The sequence below is a fragment of the Bacillus sp. FSL R5-0397 genome, assembly GCF_038593395.1.
GTDB classification, from domain to species: Bacteria; Bacillota; Bacilli; order Bacillales; family Bacillaceae; genus Bacillus; species Bacillus altitudinis.
In genome coordinates this window covers 2,494,858-2,516,887 of sequence record NZ_CP151992.1, presented here as the reverse complement: position 1 = coordinate 2,516,887, position 22,030 = coordinate 2,494,858, and the positions used below count along the sequence as shown (strand labels likewise).

Genomic DNA, 22,030 nt, shown 5'->3' with positions numbered 1-22,030 from the left:
TCTTTTTTGATTATAACCATTTTTTCGCTTTTTGGGTGTTGGCAAAATGAAGTTTTGTAAATTGGCGTAAAGCCTCTTCGCCGTGCTGTTTCATCAGCTTTGCTGCCGCTTTGTCAACATGCGGACCGGCCCCTTTTGGAATGTCAAAGCCCGCTGCTTTTGATAATTTATCCATTTCAATTAAAAAAGCATACCTTGCAATAATAGAAGCTGCAGCAACCGATAAGTGGATGCCTTCTGCTTTCGTACTAAAATATGTACGCTCCCGAATGATCTTTTTCCCCGCAAGGTGCCTGAAATAAATGCCTGGTTCGGCAAATTGGTCAATGAGAATGGCTTCTGGTTTCTTGCCATCCAGTTTTTCTAGCACGGAGGTGATGACTTGGTTATGAAGCAGTGCCTTCATTTTCCCTTGGCTCATGCCCTTTTCTTGCATCGCATTGTATTTTTCATTCCGAAGCACGAGAAGGCTGAAGGGGATGGTTTTGATCAAGTCTTTGGCAATGTTGATAATCTGCGGATCTTTTAGTCCTTTTGAGTCTTTCACCCCGAGCTCTTTCATGAGAGCAAGCTGACTGGAATCAACATAAGCCGCACAGACCGTAATGGGTCCAAAATAATCGCCAGTACCGACCTCATCTGAGCCAATAACCGACATGGAAGCAATGCCGGGTGGTGGGCTGTACTGTGTGATGGATGGTGTTTTTTTGCTTTTTGTTTCAGCTGCTTGTAAATGGTTGAACTGACTCGCTTCAGCTTCTGCCTTTTGTCCTTGGAACAGTACTTTTCCAGATTTGTAGGCTGTAATCGTACAGCCGGGAACCTTTGCTTGAAAAAGAGCGCCTGGCGGCAAAATGTCAGTTAAATGCTGAGCGTACACGCTCTTCATTTTTTTCATGTCTTCTGATGTTGCTTTTAAGACGGATTGGGGCACAGTGGATAACTCCTTTTTACCTTGATATCATTGATTTCTAAAGTGTACCATAACAGGGAAGGGCTCGTCTTTCCATTCAATGTCTAAACATGTTATGATAGAGACTAGGATTCTCGTGGAATGGAGGAGAAACGTTGTCTGACGGCGGTAAAACGAAAACAACAGTTGAGATTTACGGACAGTCCTATACGATCATCGGCCAAGAAACGAAGATGCATATGCGACATGTTGCTTCAATTGTTGATGATAAAATGAGAGAAATCAATGAAAAAAATCCATACCTTGATATAAACAAATTAGCTGTACTGACAGCAGTCAATGTCGTCCACGACTACTTGAAATTAAAAGAGCAATACGAAAAACTAGAGCTTCATCTAAAAGAAAAGGAATGAAATTACCGTGATCGATATCATCATTTTGTTTTTGCTTCTTATGGGAACGCTTGTCGGTCTAAAACGCGGGTTTATTCTTCAATTTATTAAATTGATTAGCTTTGTTGTTTCTATTTTAGTGGCTTCTATGTTTTATCAGTCACTTGCACCACAGCTTACGTGGATTCCAGCACCTAATTTTAGCGGCGGTCAAGCGCAGCTCGCTTTCTTTAGTGGGAATCTAGAAACAGCTTATTATAATACCATTGCGTTTATCATTCTGTTTATCTTGACCAAAATCCTGCTCGCTATCATCGGCGGATTGCTCACAACCATTGCAAGTATCCCTGTGATTAAACAGGTCAACAAACTGCTTGGCGCTGTTTTAGGATTTCTTGAAACCTATCTATTTGTGTTTATTCTATTGTTTGTGGCTGCATTACTTCCAGTCGATGCGCTTCAAACCATGATGAGCAAATCAATGTTAGCAGATGTGATCGTAAATAGCACCCCTTACCTGTCCGGTCTTGTCAAAGACCTCTGGTCGACGTATGGAGTTTAAGAACTTCTCCTTTCTTGGAGAAGTTTTTTCTCATTCCATGACAGAAAGTTGTAGGATGAAGGGAAAGTTTGTATATTTATATAGGAAGATGCCAAAGCGGCTGGAGGATGAGAGATGAATAAAAAAGATATTATCAAACTTCTTGAAACAATTGCAGTCTATATGGAGCTAAAAGGAGATAATCCTTTTAAAATTTCTGCCTTTCGTAAAGCAGCTGCGGCACTGGAACAAGATGACCGCAGTCTTTCTCAAATAGATGACCTATTAGCATTACCCGGCATTGGAAAAGGAACCTTTGCTGTGATCACAGAGTATATCGAAAAAGGACAGTCTGAAACACTCGAACAATTAAAAAAAGAAGTGCCTGAAGGACTTGTCCCGCTCTTAAAATTGCAAGGACTCGGCGGGAAGAAGATTGCTAAGCTCTACCAAGAGCTTGGTGTTCACGATGCACAGTCTTTAAAAGAAGCATGTGAAGCGGAAAAAGTACAAACGCTTGCTGGGTTTGGCAAAAAAACAGAAGAAAAGATTCTTGCCGCTCTTGAGGAGGCGGGAAAGCAGCCAGAACGACTGCCAATTGGTTTTGCATTAGATGTGGCAGAACGAATTGATCATGCGCTGGAACAGATGGAGGGAATCATCCGTTTTTCAAGAGCGGGCAGTTTAAGACGTGCGCGTGAAACAGTCAAAGATTTAGATTACATCATTGCGACTGATAATCCTGAACAAGTGAGAGAACAACTTGTTGCTCTTGATGATGTCAAAGATGTCATTGCGAGCGGTGATACGAAGGTATCGGTCATGCTTGCACTTGATTTTGAAATCAGTGTAGATTTCCGGCTTGTGACAACAGACCAATTTGCAACAACGCTGCACCATTTCACTGGCTCAAAAGATCATAACATTCGTATGCGACAGCTTGCGAAGGAGCGCGGTGAGCGTATTAGTGAATATGGGGTTGAAACGATCGAAACTGGGGATGTGAAAACATTTGAAGACGAAAGCGCTTTTTATGCACATTTCCAACTACCGCTCATTCCGCCAGAAATTCGTGAAACCGGAGCAGAGATTGATTCGTATAAAGAAAGTATGCAATTTGTAGACCGAAAAGATATCAAAGGCGACCTTCATATGCACTCGACATGGAGTGATGGCGCTTTTTCTATTCGCGAAATGGCAGAGGCATGTATCGCAAAAGGCTATGAATACATGGCGATCACAGACCACTCACAATATTTAAAAGTAGCAAACGGTTTAACAAAAGAACGTTTGCGTTTGCAAGCAAAAGAAATTGACAAGCTGAATCAAGAATTCGAGCATTTTCACATTTTCAAAGGGGTCGAAATGGATATTCTGCCGGATGGATCGTTAGATTATGATGATGACTTTCTAGCAGACATGGATTTTGTCATTGCGTCTATTCATTCTAGCTTCTCTCAGCCGGAGGAAGTCATTATGGAGCGCCTAGAAAATGCCTTGAATAATCAGCATGTGGATTTAATTGCCCATCCAACTGGCCGTTTGATCGGTAGACGAGACGGCTATGCCTTAAATATTGATCAGCTCATAGAGCTTGCGAAAAAAACGGGCACTGCACTGGAACTCAACAGCAACCCGTCAAGACTTGATTTAAAAACAGAGCATTTAATGAAAGCAAACGAAGCGGGTGTGAACATCATGATCAATACAGATGCACACAACATCGCTATGCTCGATCATATGGACGTCGGTGTCACAGCTGCAAGAAAAGGATGGACACCAAAAGCAAATGTCGTGAATACATTTTCACTCAATGAGATGAAAAAGTTTTTAACGCGTGACAGGTAGTCGTTAGGAGGCTGGACCATGCTGCAACAAAAAGTGTTAGCATCATTAGAATTTCATAAAGTAAAAGAAAAAGTCATGTCCTACACTGCTTCGACTTTAGGGAAAGAAAAAGCGCAGGACTTAATACCACTCACAGATATCGAGAGCATTCAGCATCTGCTAGAAGAGGTAGCAGAAGCGCAAGATGTGATTCGTTTAAAAGGATCTGCGCCATTTGGCGGGTTAACGGATATTAGACGAGGAGTCAAACGAGCAGAAATAGGCAGTATATTAAGCCCTTCTGAGCTGATGGAAATTGCGGCGCTGTTATATACCACAAAAAACATGAAGCACTTTCTCGCCTCTATGTATGAGGACGGAGTAGAGATACCCCGTCTTCATACATATGCAGAATCGCTGATTTTACTGCCAGACGTGAGAAAAGAAATCGAAAGCTGTATTGGTGATAATGGAGAAGTGCTTGATCATGCAACGCCAGCCCTCCGCACCATACGAACGCAGTTACGATCACTAGAATCAAAAGTACGAGATAAATTAGAATCAATGATTCGTTCACAATCTGCCTCGAAAATGCTGTCAGACACCATTGTGACCATTCGTAATGATCGGTTTGTCATTCCCGTAAAACAAGAGTACCGCTCGAATTATGGAGGGATTGTTCACGATCAATCTTCTTCAGGCGCAACTCTTTTTATTGAGCCGCAGGTGGTCGTAGATTTAAATAACACCTTGCAGCAAACTCGCCTAAAAGAAAAGCAAGAGATTGAAAAGATTTTGCAAATGCTGACAGCGAGTGTGTCAGAGCACATTGATGAATTGCTTCATAATGTGAATGAACTTCAGACATTAGATTTTATTTTCGCCAAAGCCAAATATGCAAAAGCAGAAAAAGCCACAAAACCTACTGTGAATAACCAAGGGGAGATTTATTTAAAACGGGCAAGACATCCCCTATTGCCCCGAGATCAGGTTGTGGCAAATGATATTGAGCTAGGGAAAGATTTTTCTACGATCGTCATCACAGGTCCAAATACAGGCGGTAAGACCGTCACTTTAAAAACACTCGGACTTCTTACGCTGATGACGCAGGCAGGTCTTCATATTCCAGTCGAAGAAGGATCAGAAGTGGCTGTATTCGATCAAGTCTTTGCTGATATTGGAGACGAGCAGTCTATTGAACAGAGCTTGAGTACTTTCTCATCTCATATGGTCAATATTGTGGATATCTTAAAGCATTTGACGTCTAATTCACTCGTGTTATTTGATGAATTAGGTGCAGGAACAGATCCTGCTGAAGGTGCAGCACTTGCGATGAGCATCTTAGATGAAGTTCATCAAACAAATGCGCGCGTCATCGCAACGACTCACTATCCTGAGCTGAAGGCATACGGGTATAACCGAGAAGGCGTCACAAATGCGAGTGTAGAGTTTGATATTGAAACCTTATCCCCTACATATCGCTTGCTCATCGGGGTGCCGGGACGAAGTAATGCATTTGAAATTTCCAAGCGTCTAGGACTGCCTCATCATTTAATTGACCGTGCAAAAGCAGATATGCACGCAGAACATAATGAAGTCGATCAGATGATTGCTTCATTAGAAGACAGCAAAAAACAAGCAGAAGAAGAACTGCATGAGACGGAATTCTATAGAAAAGAAGCAGAGAAGCTCCATAAAGAACTGCAAAAACAAATCCTTGAATGGAATGAACAAAAGGACAAACTGCTGGAAGAAGCTGAACAAAAAGCGGCAGAAAAAATTGAACAAGCAACAAAAGAAGCAGAAGAGATTATTCAAGAGCTTCGGTCCATTAAAAGTGAGCATCGTTCATTCAAAGAACATGAACTCATTGATGCGAGAAAGCGTCTTGAAGAAGCTGTCCCTGAGTTTGACCGTAAGAAAAAACCAGAGCCAGTGAAAAAAGCAGCAAGACAGCTAAAGCCAGGCGATGAAGTCAAAGTGCTGACGTTTGGCCAAAAAGGAACGCTCATCGAACAAACGGGTAACAAAGAATGGAGTGTCCAAATGGGCATTCTAAAAATGAAAGTAAAAGAAAAAGATATGGAATTTATCAAATCAGCACCGGAATTTAAACAAGAGAAAGCCATCACGGCGGTCAAAGGAAAAGACTATCATGTATCACTTGAGCTTGATTTAAGAGGAGAGCGTTATGAGAATGCCTTAAGCAGAGTCGAGAAATACTTAGATGATGCCGTCTTAGCTGGCTATCCGCGCGTGTCGATCATTCACGGTAAAGGCACTGGCGCCTTGAGAAAAGGGGTCCAGGAATTATTAAAACAGCACCGTAGTGTAAAAAATGCTCGTTTTGGAGAACAAGGCGAGGGAGGATCAGGCGTCACCATCGTCGAATTAAAGTAAAAAGGAGAAAACGCATGAAAGCCTTTTGGGAAAATGAACTTGTGGAAATTGCCGCCTATTACAGCGTGGCCGTCCTATGTCTTGTCTTATTTCTTACCATATTTGAACTCGTGACCTCCTATAAAAACTGGGAAGAGATTCAGCGGGGGAACTTAGCTGTTGCTATGGCAACCGGCGGGAAGATTTTTGGGATTGCCAATGTCTTTCAGCATTCCATCGCCCAGCACAACTCGCTTCTTCAAATGGTCGGATGGGGCGTATACGGCTTTGTGATGCTGCTCGTCAGCTATTTCATTTTTGAATTTTTAACACCACGATTTAAAGTAGACAAAGAGATTGAGAATGATAATAGAGCGGTCGGGTTTATTTCACTCATTATTTCTGTTGGGCTGTCTTATGTAGTAGCAGCCGGCATTTAAGGAGACGACATGGAAAAACTAGCCAAAGTATTAATTGTAGTTGCCTGCACTTTTGCGGTTATTGGTGCTGTTTACATGTTCCTGTAAAATGAAGAATACATTCTAGAAAGCTGTCAGGGAAAACCTTGACAGCTTTTCACTCATCAAAGGCGGCGAATCAGAATGAATCAAATCTTGCAAAAAGACGAACTCATAAAGCGCATTGACAGTTGTCTCAAAAAGACATCTCTTCCCCAAGACATATATGAACCGTATATTGCACGTCCTTTTCAAACGACTGGTTTTTTTGATGATTTGAGCCCCTATATTGAAATTGATCCAGCCGGCTATATTCTTATTCAATATGAACGAGGGATTAAAGTGCTTCATAAAAGAACAAAAGAGGCGGATGAAGTCATTTATTGGATTTTAGAAGACACCATCTTTCTAACTGTGTATCTAGACATGATGAGACAATATCAAGTGGACAACATCCACACACATTTACCTAATGATCCTAGTATCCATAAACAGATTGTGGAGAGAGTCCATGAGTCATTTCGTGCGATCGGTGGATTATACGAAAAGTGGCATCATGAAGGGAAAAGAGCCTCTATAGAAACACCGGCGAAAAAATGAAGATGTGTCATGGAACGAGCTCGATTTGAAAAAAGCAAACAGCCATAAGGAAAAGTTTGCTATAATAAAATAGTACGAAAGTTCAGGAAGGAGGGTTTTTATGCAGTCAGATAAACGTTGGCTTCTGCATTACCCGAATCAAATTCCCCACGAACTCACCATCCCAAATGAAACGTTGCAATCTTACTTATTCAGCTCCGCAGAGGCAGCACCTGAGCATACAGCCATTCATTTTTTAGGAAAAAACATCACCTACCAGCAGTTACAAGAAGATGCACTGAAATTAGCCAGTCACTTGATTGACATCGGTGTCAAAAAAGGCGACAGAGTAGCGATTATGCTGCCAAACTGCCCGCAATCGGTGATTTCTTATTATGCGGTTTTAATTGCAGGCGGCATTGTCGTTCAAACCAATCCGCTTTATACGGAGAAAGAACTGGAATATCAAATGGAGGACAGCGGCTCTAAGGTGCTGATCACTCTCGATCTACTGTATCCAAAGGCCTATAAAATGAAAGCGCTGACAAGTATGGAACATTTGATCATCACAAAATTACAAGATTACTTGCCATTTCCGAAAAACATATTGTTTCCGATTGTCCAGCGAAGGAAAAACAACATGGTCATCCAAGTGGAGAAGAGTGAGACCATTCATCATTTCTCACAGATCATGAAAGAATCGTCAGGAGAACGGATTCCGCAAATATCCTTTCAACCGAAAGAGGATGTCGCAGTTTTGCAATATACAGGCGGAACGACCGGTTTACCAAAAGGGGTCATGCTCACACATGAAAATATAGTAGCCAATACAGAAATGTGTACATCATGGATGTATAAAACGAACCGTGGAAAAGAGCGGATTCTTGGGATCATTCCGTTCTTTCATGTATACGGCATGACGACCGTGCTAAACCTTGCAGTCAAAGAAGGTCATCAAATGATTCTTCTTCCGCGTTTTGATGCAGCGGATGCCTTGAAGACCATTGAAAAACAGAAACCGACGCTGTTCCCAGGAGCGCCAACGATGTATATTGCCCTGCTTCATCATCCGAATATTGAAAAGTATGACCTATCATCCATCACCGCATGCTTAAGCGGATCGGCTGCTCTTCCTGTTGAAGTCAAACAGAGTTTTGAAAAACTAACAGGAGGAAGGCTGGTGGAAGGGTATGGACTTTCAGAAACTTCTCCTGTCACTCATGCCAATTTCTTATGGGGAGCGAACAAAATAGGAAGTATCGGGTGCCCTTGGCCGAATACAGATGCCGGTATTTATTGTGAAGAAACGGGTGGACTCAAAGCGCCATATGAGCACGGAGAGATTATCGTCAAAGGTCCTCAAATCATGAAAGGATACTGGAATCAGCCGGAGGAGACAGTGGCAGTGTTAAGAGACGGCTGGTTTTTCACAGGAGACATTGGGTATATGGATGAGGATGGTTTTTTCTATATCGTAGACCGGAAAAAGGATGTCATCATCGCGAGCGGCTATAATATTTACCCAAGAGAGGTTGAAGAAGCCCTTTATGAGCATGAGCTTGTACAAGAAGTGGTTGTGGCGGGTATTCCAGATCCGTATAGAGGGGAAACAGTAAAAGCCTTTGTTGTCCCGAAAAAGGATGCCTATGTAACAGAGGATGAACTGGATCGTTTTGTTAGAACAAGAATTGCCTCATTTAAAGTGCCGCGTGTCTACGAATTTAAGGAATCACTGCCTAAAACGGCTGTAGGGAAAATCTTGCGCAGAGTGTTAATTGAAGAAGAAAAAAGAAAGCAATCATCTTCAACAGAAGAACCAGTCGATCGATGAGAGAATGAACCAGCATCATCCGGTCAAGCGGCCGGATGATTTGAATTGTACGTGTCTGCTCTGGTATGCTAAAGGTTGAAAAGAAAGAAGAACATCACTTGACAAATCACTCGTTTCTTTTTAACATAAAGTTATGAATGAATGCTCATTCAATTTAGAAAGGGACGAAGCACATTGAAGCAGAAAAGACCGAAGTACATGCAAATTATTGATGCAGCCGTTGTGGTGATTGCAGAGAACGGCTACCATCAATCACAAGTTTCAAAGATTGCCAAACAAGCAGGGGTAGCAGACGGAACCATTTATCTCTATTTCAAAAACAAAGAGGACATTTTGATCTCGTTGTTCAAAGAAAAAATGGGACAATTCATCGAACGGATGGAAACAGATATTCAAAAGAAACCGTCTGCCAAAGAAAAGCTTCTTCTCCTCATTCGAGAACACTTTCGCTTGCTATCTCAAGACCATCATTTGGCCCTTGTGACACAGCTTGAACTCAGGCAGTCAAACCTTGAACTGCGCCAAAAAATCAATGAGGTGCTGAAAGGGTATTTAAATATGCTAGACTCCATTTTAGCCGAAGGAAAGAAGACAGGAGAATTTAGACAAAATCTAGATGTCCGCTTAGCGAGACAAATGGTATTTGGGACGATTGACGAAACCGCTACAACATGGGTCATGAATGATCAAAAGTATGACCTGCCTGCACTCGCAGAAAGTGTACATGATCTTCTCTTAAACGGAATACATCAATCTTAAAGACAATTGAAAAAGGATGATTGACATGGAAAAAATACTTAGCTTACACCAAGACGAACAGACAGCACTCATCACGATTCAACACCCACCTGCAAATGCCTTATCCTCTCAGCTTCTCACTGAACTAAACGACATGTTTGATCAGCTTGAACAAAACAGTGAAGTGAGAGCTATTGTCATTCATGGAGAAGGTAGATTTTTCTCAGCAGGTGCTGATATTAAAGAATTTACGACCTTGCAGGAAGAGTCTGATTATGCCAGCCTTGCAGACAGAGGACAGCAAGTGTTTGAACGAATTGAACAATGTCCAAAACCGGTGATTGCTTCCATTCACGGGGCAGCATTAGGCGGCGGGCTTGAGTTGGCGATGTCGTGTGATATTCGAATCGCAACAAAAGATGCAAAGCTGGGACTGCCGGAATTAAATCTCGGTATTATCCCAGGATTCGGCGGAACGCAGCGCCTGCCTCGCTACGTTGGATCAGCTAAAGCACTTGAAATGATGGGAACAGCTGAGCCGATTACAGGAGAAGAAGCATTTGCCTGCGGACTTGTTTCAAAACTTGCGGAAACAGAAGAAGAAGCGCTGGAAACAGCCAAAACATTGGCGGCGAAATTTGCAGCGAAAAGCCCTAAAACACTTGAGTATGTGCTTGAGTTATTGAATGCGACAAAAGTGTACTCATATGATGGCGGAATGAAGCTGGAAGCCAAAAAGTTTGCTGAGGTGTTTCAGTCGAATGATGCCAAAGAAGGCATCCAAGCTTTTATCGAAAAGCGTAAACCGAATTTTAAAGGGGAATAAGGGATTAGTACGACACAAGGGGGAGAAATGAATGAATATTTTTGTTTTAATGAAGCGTACGTTTGACACGGAAGAGAAAATCTCTATTCAGTCTGGTGCTATTCAAGAAGATGGGGCAGAGTTCATTATTAATCCTTATGATGAGTACGCAATTGAAGAAGCGATTCAGCTTCGGGATGAGCACGGGGGAGAAGTAACGGTCGTGACAGTTGGCAATGAAGATGCGGAGAAACAGCTTAGAACAGCACTTGCAATGGGCTGCGATCAAGCCGTTTTATTAAATGTTGAAGATGATTTGGAGGAGTGGGATCAATTTTCCGCTTCTACGATTCTATATCACTATTTCAAAGATAAAGAAGCTTCCTTGATCTTAGCAGGGAATGTAGCGATTGACGGCGGGTCTGGACAGGTGGCCCCGCGTCTTGCTGAATTACTCGGCTTTCCATATGTCACAACCATTACAAGTATTCAAATCGACGGCGGCTCAGCTTCAATTGAGCGAGATGCAGAGGGTGATGTGGAAGTGATTTCTGCCGAGCTCCCGCTAGTGGTCACCGCGCAGCAAGGTCTCAATGAGCCTCGTTATCCATCGTTACCAGGAATCATGAAGGCAAAGAAAAAGCCTTTAGAAGAATTAGAATTAGACGATCTAGATTTAGATGAAGACGATGTGCCATATAAAATCAAAACAATCGAACGTTTCTTACCGGAGAAAAAAGAGGGTGGCAAGGTGCTGAGCGGCGAGCTTCAGGATCAGGTCAAGGAACTGACAGACCTGCTAAGAAATGAAGCAAAAGTCATCTAAACATCCACTTTACGATATCACGAGAACAAGGGGGAGCTTAAAGGATGAGTAAAAAAGTTGTTGTACTTGGAGAAAGTCGTGACGGTAAATTAAGAAATGTGACGTTTGAAGCGATTGCTGCCGCTCACGAGGTGGCTGATGGCGGTGAAGTGATTGGCGTTTTAATAGGGGATCACGTCAAAGACCAAGCGGATGAACTGCTTTATTATGGAGCGGATCATGTGATGATCGTCGAGCACCCGCATCTTTCTTATTATACGTCTGATGGTTTTGCGCAGGCGCTTCAGGCAATATTAGATCAAGTCAATCCTGATGCAGTGCTCTTCGGTCATACATCGATCGGAAAAGACTTGTCACCTAAAATAGCTGCACGCCTGCAAACAGGCTTAATTTCAGATGCAATAGATGTAAGCGTTACCGGTGAACATCTTGTTTTCACGAGACCGATTTATTCAGGAAAAGCTTTTGAAAAAGTCATTTCAACAGATCGTCTGCTTTTGGCTACTATCCGTCCAAACAACGTGGCACCGCTGGAGCGTGATGCGTCACGCAGCGGAGAAGTGACGCCAGTTTCTGTCGATATTCAAAACCTAAGAACGATCGTGAAGGAAGTCATTAAAAAAACATCAGAAGGTGTAGATTTATCTGAAGCGAAGGTCATTGTCGCAGGAGGCAGGGGAGTCAAGAGCAAAGAAGGCTTTGAACCGCTGAAAGAACTTGCCCAAACGCTTGGCGCAGCAGTCGGTGCCTCGCGTGGTGCATGTGACGCTGACTACTGCGATTATGCCCTGCAAATTGGTCAAACCGGTAAAGTCGTCACACCTGACCTTTACATTGCCTGCGGGATTTCAGGGGCTATTCAGCATTTAGCCGGTATGTCCAACAGTAAAGTCATTGTTGCGATCAATAAAGACCCAGAAGCTGAAATCTTCAAAATTGCCGATTACGGAATTGTCGGTGACTTATTCGAAGTCGTTCCGCTTTTAAATGAAGAGTTAAAAAAGATGAATATCCATTCTTAACGCTCATACACTCAGAATGCCTAGGTATTCTGGGTTTTTTTGTATGTCATCACGAAACAAAGGAGCGGTTTACAAGTGAATGGGACAGTAAAAGTGAATGAAGTGATTGGACGCATTTCTAAACACATCTATGGACACTTTCAAGAGCATTTAGGAAGAGGAATTTATGACGGCATTTGGGTAGGGAAAGACTCATCGATTGACCATATTGAGGGGATACGTACCGATGTACTAAAGGCACTTCAAGCTTTACATATCCCGGTGCTGAGGTGGCCGGGCGGCTGTTTTGCAGACGAGTATCATTGGGCAAACGGCGTCGGTGATCTGAGTGAACGAAAGCCGATGGTGAATACTCATTGGGGTGGCACCGTTGAATCAAATGCGTTTGGTACACATGAATTTATGAGACTGTGTGAATTACTTGAATGTGAGCCTTATATTTGTGGAAACGTTGGAAGCGGTTCTGTTCAAGAATTAGCAGAATGGATTGAATATATCACATTTCCTAAAGGGACACCTATGTCGGATTGGCGGATTCAAAATGGAAAACAAGAACCGTGGGAGCTGACGTATGTTGGTGTAGGCAATGAAAGCTGGGGATGTGGTGGAAATATGACGCCAGAGTATTATGCAGACTTATATAAACGCTACCAAACGTATGTGAGAGAATTTGCTGGTCAGCGCATTTACAAAATCGCATGCGGTGCGAATTCAAATGATGTGAATTGGACAAAAGTATTAATGGAGCGTGCAGCGCCTTGGATGGATGGGCTCAGTTTGCATTACTATACGGTCCCAGGAACATGGGAGAAGAAAGGGTCAGCGACCGATTTTGATGAGGATGAGTGGTTTACAACGCTGAAAAAGGCGTCTGAAATGGAGCGGCTTGTCGTGGAACACGGAGAGATCATGGATCGTTATGACCCAGACAAGCGAATCGGGATGATTATTGATGAATGGGGGACATGGTATGATCCAGAACCGGGGACAAATCCAGGGTTTTTGTATCAGCAAAACACATTAAGAGATGCTCTAGTCTGTGCCTTGCATTTTCATATTTTTCATCGCCATTGCCAGCGGATTCATATGGCGAATATTGCCCAGACCGTCAATGTGCTGCAAGCGATGGTGTTAACGCAGGACGAAAAGATGCTCCTGACACCTACCTATCATGTATTTCACATGTTTCAAGTGCATCAAGAAGAAGAAGCGCTTGAAGTAGAATTGAATGCCCCTTCATATGAACGCCGGGGTGAAAAAATCCCTCAAGTCAGTGTGTCAGCCTCGCGGTCATCTGACAAGATGCATATTAGTTTCTGTCATGTGAATCCCCATGAAAAAGCAGACGTATCTCTTGCGATAGAGGGAATCGATGCAAAAACGAAGGTCACTGGCCGTGTGCTGACTGCAGATCGGATGAATGCGCACAACACGTTCGATGATCCTCATTCCGTTCAGCCTGCGGACTTTCGGCAATTTGCTGTTAAGCACGGCGAGCTGACTATTGATCTGCCGCCTATGTCGGTTGTAATGTTGACCGTCGATCTGGCTTGATCGCATATTTCAATGTTTGATGAGAAGAATGTTGGGGCATCATACATTGTAAATGAAGCGGAAAGGGAGTCATGTCATATGCTTAGAACCATTCTGATGATCATTGGTGCGATTGTTGTTATTGGTGCGATCATACGGTTTGTTTTTTAATTCATTTCATAAAAAATGATTCGTAAGCATTTCATTCGCAAGTCACATTGGTAGATGCTATACTAAAAAGCATAATTTACATTGGAGGAATGAATAATGGCAATCGTAAAAGCTACTGACGCAACATTTTCACAAGAAACTGCAGAAGGTGTTGTTCTTGCAGACTTTTGGGCACCTTGGTGCGGACCTTGTAAAATGATTGCTCCAGTTCTTGAAGAACTTGATCAAGAAATGGGCGATAAAATGAAAATTGTAAAAATTGATGTGGATGATAACCAAGAAACTGCTGGTAAATACGGCGTTATGAGTATCCCAACACTTCTTGTTTTAAAAGACGGTGAAGTCGTCGAAACGTCTGTTGGTTTCAAACCAAAAGAAGCACTAGCTGAGCTTGTAAACAAACATCTATAAACCGATCTATGCCCACGTGGCATGATCTCAAAAGCGGTTCTCGTATAGAGAGCCGCTTTTCTTTCATCGTGGTATAAAACAAATGTTCGTGATACACTAGAAGGAGTGAAAGAGGAAAACAAGGACGGATGAAAAAATGAACAAATTGATCAAAGAAAAGCTGTCAGTCTTACCTGATCAACCAGGCTGTTACTTAATGAAAGATAGACAAAATACGATCATTTATGTGGGAAAGGCAAAGGTATTAAAAAATAGGGTCCGCTCTTATTTTACAGGATCTCATGATGCCAAAACGCAGCGGCTTGTCAGTGAAATCGAAGACTTTGAATACATTGTCACCTCTTCAAATATTGAGGCACTTATTTTAGAGCTGAATTTAATCAAAAAATATGACCCGAAATACAATGTCATGCTCAAGGATGACAAAACGTACCCTTTTATTAAAATTACGAATGAACGTCATCCTAAGTTGATTGTCACTCGCAATGTGAAAAAGGATAAAGGGAAATACTTCGGTCCATATCCGAACGTACAAGCAGCAAGAGAAACGAAAAAGCTGCTCGACCGTTTATATCCACTTAGAAAATGTGCGACACTCCCTGACCGAGTCTGTCTTTATTATCATCTTGGGCAATGTCTTGCTCCGTGTGTGTATGACATTTCTGAAGAAACGAATAAACAGCTCGTCGACGAAATCACAAGGTTTCTAAATGGAGGGCATCAGCAAATCAAGAAAGAATTAACAGAAAAGATGCAAGAAGCGGCCGAACAATTAGAATTTGAGCGGGCAAAAGAGCTGAGAGATCAAATCGCATACATTGACTCAACGATGGAAAAGCAAAAGATGACGATGAGTGACTTATCCGATCGTGATGTGTTTGCCTATGCTTATGATAAGGGCTGGATGTGTGTCCAAGTCTTCTTCATCAGACAGGGGAAATTAATCGAACGTGATGTCAGCCTATTTCCGATGTATCAAGACCCTGAGGAAGAATTTCTCACGTTTATGGGGCAGTTTTATGAGAAGAACAACCATTTTCTGCCGAAAGAAATTTTGGTGCCGGACAGCGTCGATCAAGAGATGATTGAGCAATTGCTTGAAACGAATGTTCATCAGCCGAAAAAAGGAAAGAAGAAGGATTTGCTTTTACTCGCCCACCAAAACGCCAAAATCGCTCTCAAAGAAAAGTTCTCGCTTATAGAGCGTGATGAAGAACGGACAATTGGTGCAGTGGAGCAGCTTGGCGATGCACTCAATATTTATATGCCATACCGGATTGAGGCGTTTGATAACTCCAATATACAAGGAGCAGACCCCGTATCCGCTATGGTTGTCTTCCAAGACGGGAAGCCGTATAAAAAGGAATACCGAAAATACAAAATTAAAACCGTTGAGGGCCCCGATGATTATGCCTCCATGCGTGAAGTCATTAGAAGGCGGTATACCCGTGTGTTAAAGGATGAACTGCCGCTTCCTGATTTGATTTTAATTGACGGAGGAAAAGGACAAATCAACGCAGCCATAGATGTGCTCGAAAATGAATTAAATCTGTCTGTTCCTGTGGCAGGTCTTGTGAAAGATGAAAAACACAGGACATCGAATCTTATGATGGGTGATACGCTTGAAATTGTTGCGCTCGAACGAAATAGTCAGGCCTTTTATTTATTGCAGCGTATTCAAGATGAAGTGCACCGATTTGCGATTAGTTTTCATCGGCAGTTGCGCGGGAAGAATGCATTCCAGTCTATTCTAGACGATGTCCCAGGTATCGGGGAAAAGCGCAAAAAGCAGTTACTTAAACATTTTGGCTCTGTGAAAAAGATGAAAGAAGCCTCTATCCAGGATTTTCAGGACGCTGGTATTCCGAAACAAACGGCTGAACTTTTAATGGAGGCATTAAAAAAATAGATTGTACTTTTTCCAAAAGTCTGTTAAGATGTGACTAATTTAATAAATGAACGTGTTGTTTGTTGAAGATAGAGGTGCGAACTTCAAGAGTAAGCCTTCAGAGATCGAGGGGATCTAGGAAGAGGGCTGAAAGGGGAGCGTCGCCGAAGTGAATAAAATCCACTCATTTTATTCGCTGGCTGTACATTGAAGAAATGTAGGGCTGTCAAGAATGTATTTCTTGGAGGGCTATCTCATTGTTTGCATCGTTTGATGATGATTTTAAAGCAATGGGAGATTTGTTCTCTCATTGCTTTTTTATTTGCAGTGAACAGAGCAGTCTCCGCAGCCTCTTCTCTCACACGTGATCTTTTGAAAAAGGGTGGTAGACATGGGACTAATTGTACAAAAATTTGGTGGAACTTCTGTTGGATCGACAGAAAAAATTCGCAATGTCGCAGAGAGAGTCATCGCTGAACGCGAGGCAGGAAATGATGTGGTCGTGGTTGTGTCTGCGATGGGCAAATCAACGGATGTTCTAGTAGACCTAGCGAAAGAACTCACAGATGATCCAAGCAAAAGAGAAATGGATATGCTACTGACAACTGGTGAGCAGGTGACCATTTCATTATTAGCGATGGCACTGCAAGCAAAAGGTTATGATGCCATTTCCTTTACAGGCTGGCAAGCTGGGATGAAAACAGAGAAGGTGCACGGAAATGCAAGAATCGTGGACATCGATGAAGCAAGAATCAAAGAAGAACTGAGTACGGGAAAAGTCGTCGTTGTAGCAGGTTTCCAAGGAATTGCGGATGATCTACATATTACAACACTTGGGCGTGGTGGATCAGATACGACAGCAGTGGCACTAGCTGCGGCACTCAAAGCGGACAAATGTGATATTTATACGGACGTACCAGGTGTGTTTACAACAGATCCTCGTTATGTACCGTCTGCGCGAAAACTTGCAGGAATTTCATACGATGAAATGCTTGAGTTAGCCAATTTAGGAGCAGGTGTGCTGCATCCGAGAGCGGTCGAATTTGCGAAAAATTATCAAATCCCACTAGAAGTCCGTTCTAGTATTGAAAATGAATCGGGTACGTTAATTGAGGAGGAATCATCCATGGAACAAAATTTAATTGTAAGAGGCATTGCATTTGAAGATCAGATGACACGCGTGACGGTATGCGGCCTTTCAAGTGGTTTAACAACGCTGTCAACTATTTTTACGACACTTGCAAAGCAAAATATCAATGTCGATATCATCATTCAGTCTGTCACAAGCACCAATCAGACCTCCATCTCTTTCTCTGTGAAAACGGATGATTTGTCTAAAACAGTTGAAGTATTAGAAGAATACAAAGGTGCGCTTGGTTATGAGCAGATTGAGACAGAAAGCAAATTAGCCAAAGTATCCATCGTGGGTTCTGGTATGGTTTCAAACCCAGGCGTTGCGGCTGAAATGTTCGCTGTGTTAGCTCAAAAAGACATTCAAGTGAAAATGGTCAGTACGTCTGAGATTAAAGTCTCAACAGTCGTTGATCGTGAAGATATGGTGAAAGCTGTAGAAGCCCTTCATGATGCGTTTGAATTATCAAAGGTGAGCGCCGCTGCTCATTCTTAAATCTTCAAAAGAGGTGTATTCCATAAAAAGATACACCTCTTTTTTATATTGGAAATCATCAGCATATGAAGAAAGAAAAACATGCGTAAACCGGTACGCCAACTGTGCTATGATAGAAGGGGATATAAAAAAGGCGTGACACGAAGTCCTCGCCTTTCATAAGCAGTGTTAGCTAGGGTCTCTTAAATCCCATTTAACGGTTAAAATGACTTTATCAGCACGCTTTTTTACTTGTTCATAGGATTCAGCCACGTGCTCATTGAGAAGCTGAATCTGTTCAGCGATAAAACCTGCTTCCATTTGAAAGCATGGCTCCTTTTGATAGCTGAGTCGATTCGATACAAGTGGACCTTCGAGCTCAAACTCAATTTCCTGTTTTTTAGAATGGACCATCGTGAGAGTTCCCCATCCGGCATCATGGAAAAATTCGGGGATCTTTTCCCATGACTCTTGAGGAAATTTACGAGCAAGCAGTTTACCCGCAAAATACATCATAGATGAATGATCCTGACCAAGAATGTCAGGCAGCAGAACTTCGCGTATCAGCTCGTAGGCAAATCCATTGACTTCAATTTCTTTTAGCTGTTCTAAGTTAGATTCGAATTTATTCATTGTATGGCTCCCCTCTTTCAACAATTTATTATAGCTTATGTGGGCATATGATGACAGAGTTTTCCCTGAAGTCTAAGAAATTCTTATTGTAGTAAAACGAATTTTGATTTAAAACTTTTAAATTTCGGAAAATTTTAATTTATGTACGCGGTTTCTTGACGCTTTTTTGACATAGGAGTAAAATGAAATTGTCAATAAATTTGAATAAAGTGCTTACAATTGAAAGAAGCGGGGGTAAGACAATTTTCAAGCAATTGCACTTTTTTTACTAGGGGGTAAAGTAATGTCGGGGAACAAAGAATTTTTTTATCGGAGATTGCATTCTTTGCTTGGCGTCATTCCGGTCGGTCTATTTTTAGTACAGCACTTAGTGATTAACCACTTTGCGACGAATGGACCAGAGGCGTTTAACAAAGCTGCACACTTTATGGAACAGCTTCCATTCAGATATGCACTTGAGCTGTTCGTGATTTTCTTACCACTGATCTATCATGCTGTTTATGGGGTGTACATAGCCTTTACGGCACAAAACAACACGTCTCGCTTCAGTTACTTAAGAAACTGGTTGTTCAGACTGCAACGGATTACAGGTATCATCACATTGATTTTTGTCACTTGGCACGTATGGGAAACACGCATACAAGCGCAGCTTGGAGCTGAAGTAAACTATGACATGATGGCGAATATTTTAAGCTCTCCATTTATGCTAGGTTTCTATATTGTCGGCGTTTTATCTACTATTTTCCACTTTGCTAATGGCTTGTGGTCATTTGCTGTCAGCTGGGGAATTACAGTTTCACCACGCTCACAAAGAATCTCCACATATGTGACATTAGGTATATTTATAGCGCTTTCATATGTAGGGCTAAGAGCAATTTTCGCTTTTGTTTAAGAGGAAATAGATTAGTAGAAGAGGGAGAGGGGCTACAATGAGTAATTCTAGCATCATCGTTGTCGGAGGCGGCTTAGCTGGTCTCATGGCAACTATCAAAGCAGCAGAAGCGGGAACAGCTGTTAAACTATTTTCAATCGTACCTGTGAAACGTTCGCATTCTGTTTGTGCACAGGGCGGAATTAACGGAGCGGTCAATACAAAAGGTGAAGGAGATTCACCTTATGAGCATTTTGATGACACGGTATATGGCGGAGACTTTTTAGCTAACCAGCCGCCAGTAAAGGCAATGTGTGAAGCAGCGCCGTCCATTATCCACTTACTTGATCGTATGGGTGTAATGTTTAACAGAACACCAGAAGGATTACTGGACTTCCGCCGTTTCGGGGGAACACAGCACCACCGTACAGCATTTGCTGGTGCGACAACAGGTCAGCAGTTATTATACGCACTAGATGAGCAGGTTCGCCGCTATGAAGTAGCGGGTCTTGTGACGAAATATGAAGGCTGGGAATTCCTTGGCGCTGTCTTAGATGACGAGGAAGTATGCCGAGGCATTGTCGCACAGAACTTGACGACAATGGAAATCGAATCCTTCCGTTCAGATGCTGTCATCATGGCAACAGGCGGCCCTGGTATCGTATTCGGTAAATCAACGAACTCCATGATTAATACCGGATCAGCTGCATCGATCGTTTATCAGCAAGGTGCTCATTATGCTAATGGAGAATTTATTCAAATTCACCCAACAGCGATCCCAGGAGATGACAAGCTGCGTCTCATGAGTGAATCAGCTCGTGGTGAAGGTGGACGTGTTTGGACATATAAAGACGGAAAACCTTGGTACTTCCTTGAAGAAAAGTACCCAGCATACGGGAACCTTGTACCGCGTGACATTGCAACGCGTGAAATTTTCGACGTATGTGTTGAGCAAAAGCTTGGGATCAACGGAGAGAACATGGTATACCTTGATCTTTCTCACAAAGATCCGAAAGAGCTAGATATTAAGCTTGGCGGAATCATTGAAATCTATGAGAAATTCATGGGTGATGACCCGCGTAAGCTTCCGATGAAAATTTTCCCGGCTGTTCATTATTCAATGGGCGGATTATGGGTTGATTATGATCAAATGACGAATATCAAGGGCTTGTTTGCTGCAGGAGAATGTGATTACTCTATGCACGGCGGAAACAGACTTGGTGCAAACTCATTGCTTTCTGCGATTTACGGCGGAATGGTTGCTGGACCAAATGCTGTGAAATACATTAGCGGTCTTGAAAAGTCTGCAGAAGATTTATCATCTGCAACATTCGACAGTGCCGTGAAGAAAGAGCAGGAGAAATGGGACAACATCCTTAGCATGGATGGCACAGAAAATGCATATGTGCTTCATAAAGAGCTTGGAGAATGGATGACGGACAACGTTACAGTGGTTCGTTACAACGAGAAGCTCTTAAAAACAGATGAGAAGATCGAAGAACTAATGGAGCGCTATAAGCATATTAACATCAACGATACAGCTTCATGGAGCAACCAAGGCGCTGCCTTCACGCGTCAGCTTGACAACATGCTTCAGCTGGCACGCGTCATTACGATTGGGGCTTACAACCGGAATGAAAGCCGAGGCGCACACTATAAACCGGAATTCCCAGAAAGAAACGATGAAGAATTCCTAAAAACAACGATGGCTACGTTCAAAGGGAAAAACCAAAAACCTGCATTCCACTATGAGGACGTCGATGTATCGTTAATTGCACCTCGTAAACGAGATTACTCGAAGAAAAAGGTGGAGAAATAAGATGAGTGAAAAAAACACGATTCAATTTATTATCACACGTCAAGATACAGCAGATGGCAAGCCTTATGATGAGGAATTCGAAATCCCTTACCGTCCGAATATGAACGTCATTTCCGCACTCATGGAAATCAGACGTAACCCGGTCAATAAAAAAGGTGAAAAAACAACGGCTATTAACTGGGACATGAACTGTCTTGAAGAAGTATGTGGCGCTTGTTCCATGGTCATTAATGGAACGCCTCGCCAGTCATGTACAGCACTAATTGACAAGCTAGAGCAACCGATTCGTCTTCAGCCGATGAAAACTTTCCCGGTTGTGAGAGACTTGCAGGTTGATCGAAGCCGTATGTTCAATTCATTGAAAAAAGTCAAAGCATGGGTGCCAATCGATGGCACATATGATCTTGGGCCTGGACCAAGAATGCCTGAGAAAAAGCGTCAATGGGCGTATGAGCTTTCAAAGTGTATGACATGTGGTGTCTGCCTTGAAGCTTGTCCAAACGTAAATGATAAGTCTTCCTTTATGGGCCCTGCACCGCTTTCACAAGTTCGTCTATTTAACGCACATCCGACAGGTGCAATGAATAAGTCTGACCGTTTAGAAGAAATTATGGGTGACGGTGGTCTTGCAAACTGCGGGAACTCTCAAAACTGTGTGCAGGCTTGTCCGAAAGGAATCCCGCTCACAACATCAATTGCAGCACTTAACCGAGATACAACTTTACAAGCTTTCCGTAACTTCTTCGGAAGCGATCACGCAGAATAACATCACATTCAGTCCTCCTTG

Annotated in this window: 20 protein-coding genes and 1 riboswitch; of the genes, 18 read left to right on the top strand and 2 right to left on the bottom strand. The window is 42.5% G+C overall.

The annotated features are described in order from the left end of the window. Positions 1–10 precede the first annotated feature (10 nt). Positions 11–934: a ribonuclease HIII gene (rnhC, locus tag NSQ70_RS12870; protein ID WP_138278842.1), complete on the bottom strand. Its 924-nt coding sequence runs from the start codon at positions 932–934 to the stop codon at positions 11–13. Positions 935–1,068: 134 nt separating this feature from the next. On the opposite strand from rnhC, the gene zapA reads away from it, so the two are divergent. From zapA to NSQ70_RS12795, 15 genes are all read left to right on the top strand, one after another. Beyond that, positions 1,069–1,326, top strand: coding sequence for a cell division protein ZapA (gene zapA / locus NSQ70_RS12865; RefSeq protein ID WP_008345998.1), 258 nt, complete (start codon positions 1,069–1,071; stop codon positions 1,324–1,326). Between the two features lie 7 nt (positions 1,327–1,333). Next, positions 1,334–1,867: a CvpA family protein gene (locus NSQ70_RS12860; RefSeq protein WP_008345997.1), complete on the top strand. Its 534-nt coding sequence runs from the start codon at positions 1,334–1,336 to the stop codon at positions 1,865–1,867. Between the two features lie 114 nt (positions 1,868–1,981). Next, positions 1,982–3,694, top strand: a complete 1,713-nt coding sequence (gene polX, locus NSQ70_RS12855; RefSeq protein ID WP_178930442.1) for a DNA polymerase/3'-5' exonuclease PolX — start codon at positions 1,982–1,984, stop codon at positions 3,692–3,694. Between the two features lie 21 nt (positions 3,695–3,715). After that, positions 3,716–6,073 (top strand): endonuclease MutS2, encoded by a 2,358-nt coding sequence (locus NSQ70_RS12850; RefSeq protein ID WP_024718639.1) that lies wholly within the window; start codon positions 3,716–3,718, stop codon positions 6,071–6,073. A 14-nt stretch (positions 6,074–6,087) separates the two neighbouring features. Continuing rightward, positions 6,088–6,492, top strand: a complete 405-nt coding sequence (locus NSQ70_RS12845) for a DUF350 domain-containing protein (protein ID WP_007501637.1) — start codon at positions 6,088–6,090, stop codon at positions 6,490–6,492. Between the two features lie 162 nt (positions 6,493–6,654). Beyond that, positions 6,655–7,110 (top strand): Imm63 family immunity protein, encoded by a 456-nt coding sequence (locus NSQ70_RS12840; RefSeq protein ID WP_046344177.1) that lies wholly within the window; start codon positions 6,655–6,657, stop codon positions 7,108–7,110. Between the two features lie 100 nt (positions 7,111–7,210). Then, the gene (locus tag NSQ70_RS12835; protein ID WP_342502196.1) at positions 7,211–8,920 is read left to right on the top strand and encodes an AMP-binding protein; all 1,710 of its coding nucleotides are present in this window, start codon (positions 7,211–7,213) and stop codon (positions 8,918–8,920) included. Between the two features lie 174 nt (positions 8,921–9,094). Next, the gene (locus NSQ70_RS12830) at positions 9,095–9,679 is read left to right on the top strand and encodes a TetR/AcrR family transcriptional regulator (protein ID WP_024718637.1); all 585 of its coding nucleotides are present in this window, start codon (positions 9,095–9,097) and stop codon (positions 9,677–9,679) included. Between the two features lie 25 nt (positions 9,680–9,704). Then, entirely contained in the window at positions 9,705–10,484 is a 780-nt protein-coding gene (locus tag NSQ70_RS12825) for an enoyl-CoA hydratase (protein WP_017358245.1), read from the top strand. Between the two features lie 31 nt (positions 10,485–10,515). Beyond that, on the top strand, positions 10,516–11,289 hold the full coding sequence (locus NSQ70_RS12820; protein ID WP_035391188.1) for an electron transfer flavoprotein subunit beta/FixA family protein: 774 nt from the start codon (positions 10,516–10,518) through the stop codon (positions 11,287–11,289). Between the two features lie 44 nt (positions 11,290–11,333). Continuing rightward, complete coding sequence (locus NSQ70_RS12815) at positions 11,334–12,311, top strand: electron transfer flavoprotein subunit alpha/FixB family protein (protein WP_017358243.1); 978 nt, start codon at positions 11,334–11,336, stop codon at positions 12,309–12,311. A gap of 75 nt (positions 12,312–12,386) precedes the next feature. Beyond that, positions 12,387–13,865, top strand: coding sequence for an alpha-N-arabinofuranosidase (locus NSQ70_RS12810; protein WP_342502195.1), 1,479 nt, complete (start codon positions 12,387–12,389; stop codon positions 13,863–13,865). A gap of 246 nt (positions 13,866–14,111) precedes the next feature. Continuing rightward, positions 14,112–14,426, top strand: a complete 315-nt coding sequence (gene trxA / locus NSQ70_RS12805) for a thioredoxin (protein ID WP_007501629.1) — start codon at positions 14,112–14,114, stop codon at positions 14,424–14,426. A gap of 136 nt (positions 14,427–14,562) precedes the next feature. Next, entirely contained in the window at positions 14,563–16,335 is a 1,773-nt protein-coding gene (gene uvrC, locus NSQ70_RS12800) for an excinuclease ABC subunit UvrC (protein ID WP_041506756.1), read from the top strand. Between the two features lie 61 nt (positions 16,336–16,396). Beyond that, a riboswitch (Lysine riboswitch) is annotated at positions 16,397–16,574 on the top strand. Positions 16,575–16,705: 131 nt separating this feature from the next. Continuing rightward, positions 16,706–17,941 (top strand): aspartate kinase, encoded by a 1,236-nt coding sequence (locus tag NSQ70_RS12795; RefSeq protein WP_159144983.1) that lies wholly within the window; start codon positions 16,706–16,708, stop codon positions 17,939–17,941. Between the two features lie 168 nt (positions 17,942–18,109). Here NSQ70_RS12795 and NSQ70_RS12790 read toward each other — a convergent pair whose 3' ends face one another. Beyond that, a complete protein-coding gene (locus NSQ70_RS12790; RefSeq protein WP_008345974.1) occupies positions 18,110–18,553 on the bottom strand; it encodes a YslB family protein in 444 nt (147 codons plus the stop codon). Positions 18,554–18,836: 283 nt separating this feature from the next. Between NSQ70_RS12790 and NSQ70_RS12785 the strand changes: the two genes are divergently transcribed. Genes NSQ70_RS12785 through sdhB form a run of 3 tightly spaced genes read left to right on the top strand, consistent with a single transcriptional unit; the run spans position 18,837 to position 22,009 of the window. Further along, positions 18,837–19,445 carry a succinate dehydrogenase cytochrome b558 subunit gene (locus NSQ70_RS12785; protein WP_007501622.1) on the top strand — a complete coding sequence of 203 codons (609 nt, stop codon included), beginning with the start codon at positions 18,837–18,839 and terminating at the stop codon, positions 19,443–19,445. A 37-nt stretch (positions 19,446–19,482) separates the two neighbouring features. Then, complete coding sequence (gene sdhA, locus NSQ70_RS12780; protein ID WP_007501620.1) at positions 19,483–21,243, top strand: succinate dehydrogenase flavoprotein subunit; 1,761 nt, start codon at positions 19,483–19,485, stop codon at positions 21,241–21,243. 1 nt (position 21,244) lies between these two features. Further along, positions 21,245–22,009 (top strand): succinate dehydrogenase iron-sulfur subunit, encoded by a 765-nt coding sequence (gene sdhB, locus NSQ70_RS12775; RefSeq protein ID WP_008345969.1) that lies wholly within the window; start codon positions 21,245–21,247, stop codon positions 22,007–22,009. Positions 22,010–22,030 lie beyond the last annotated feature (21 nt).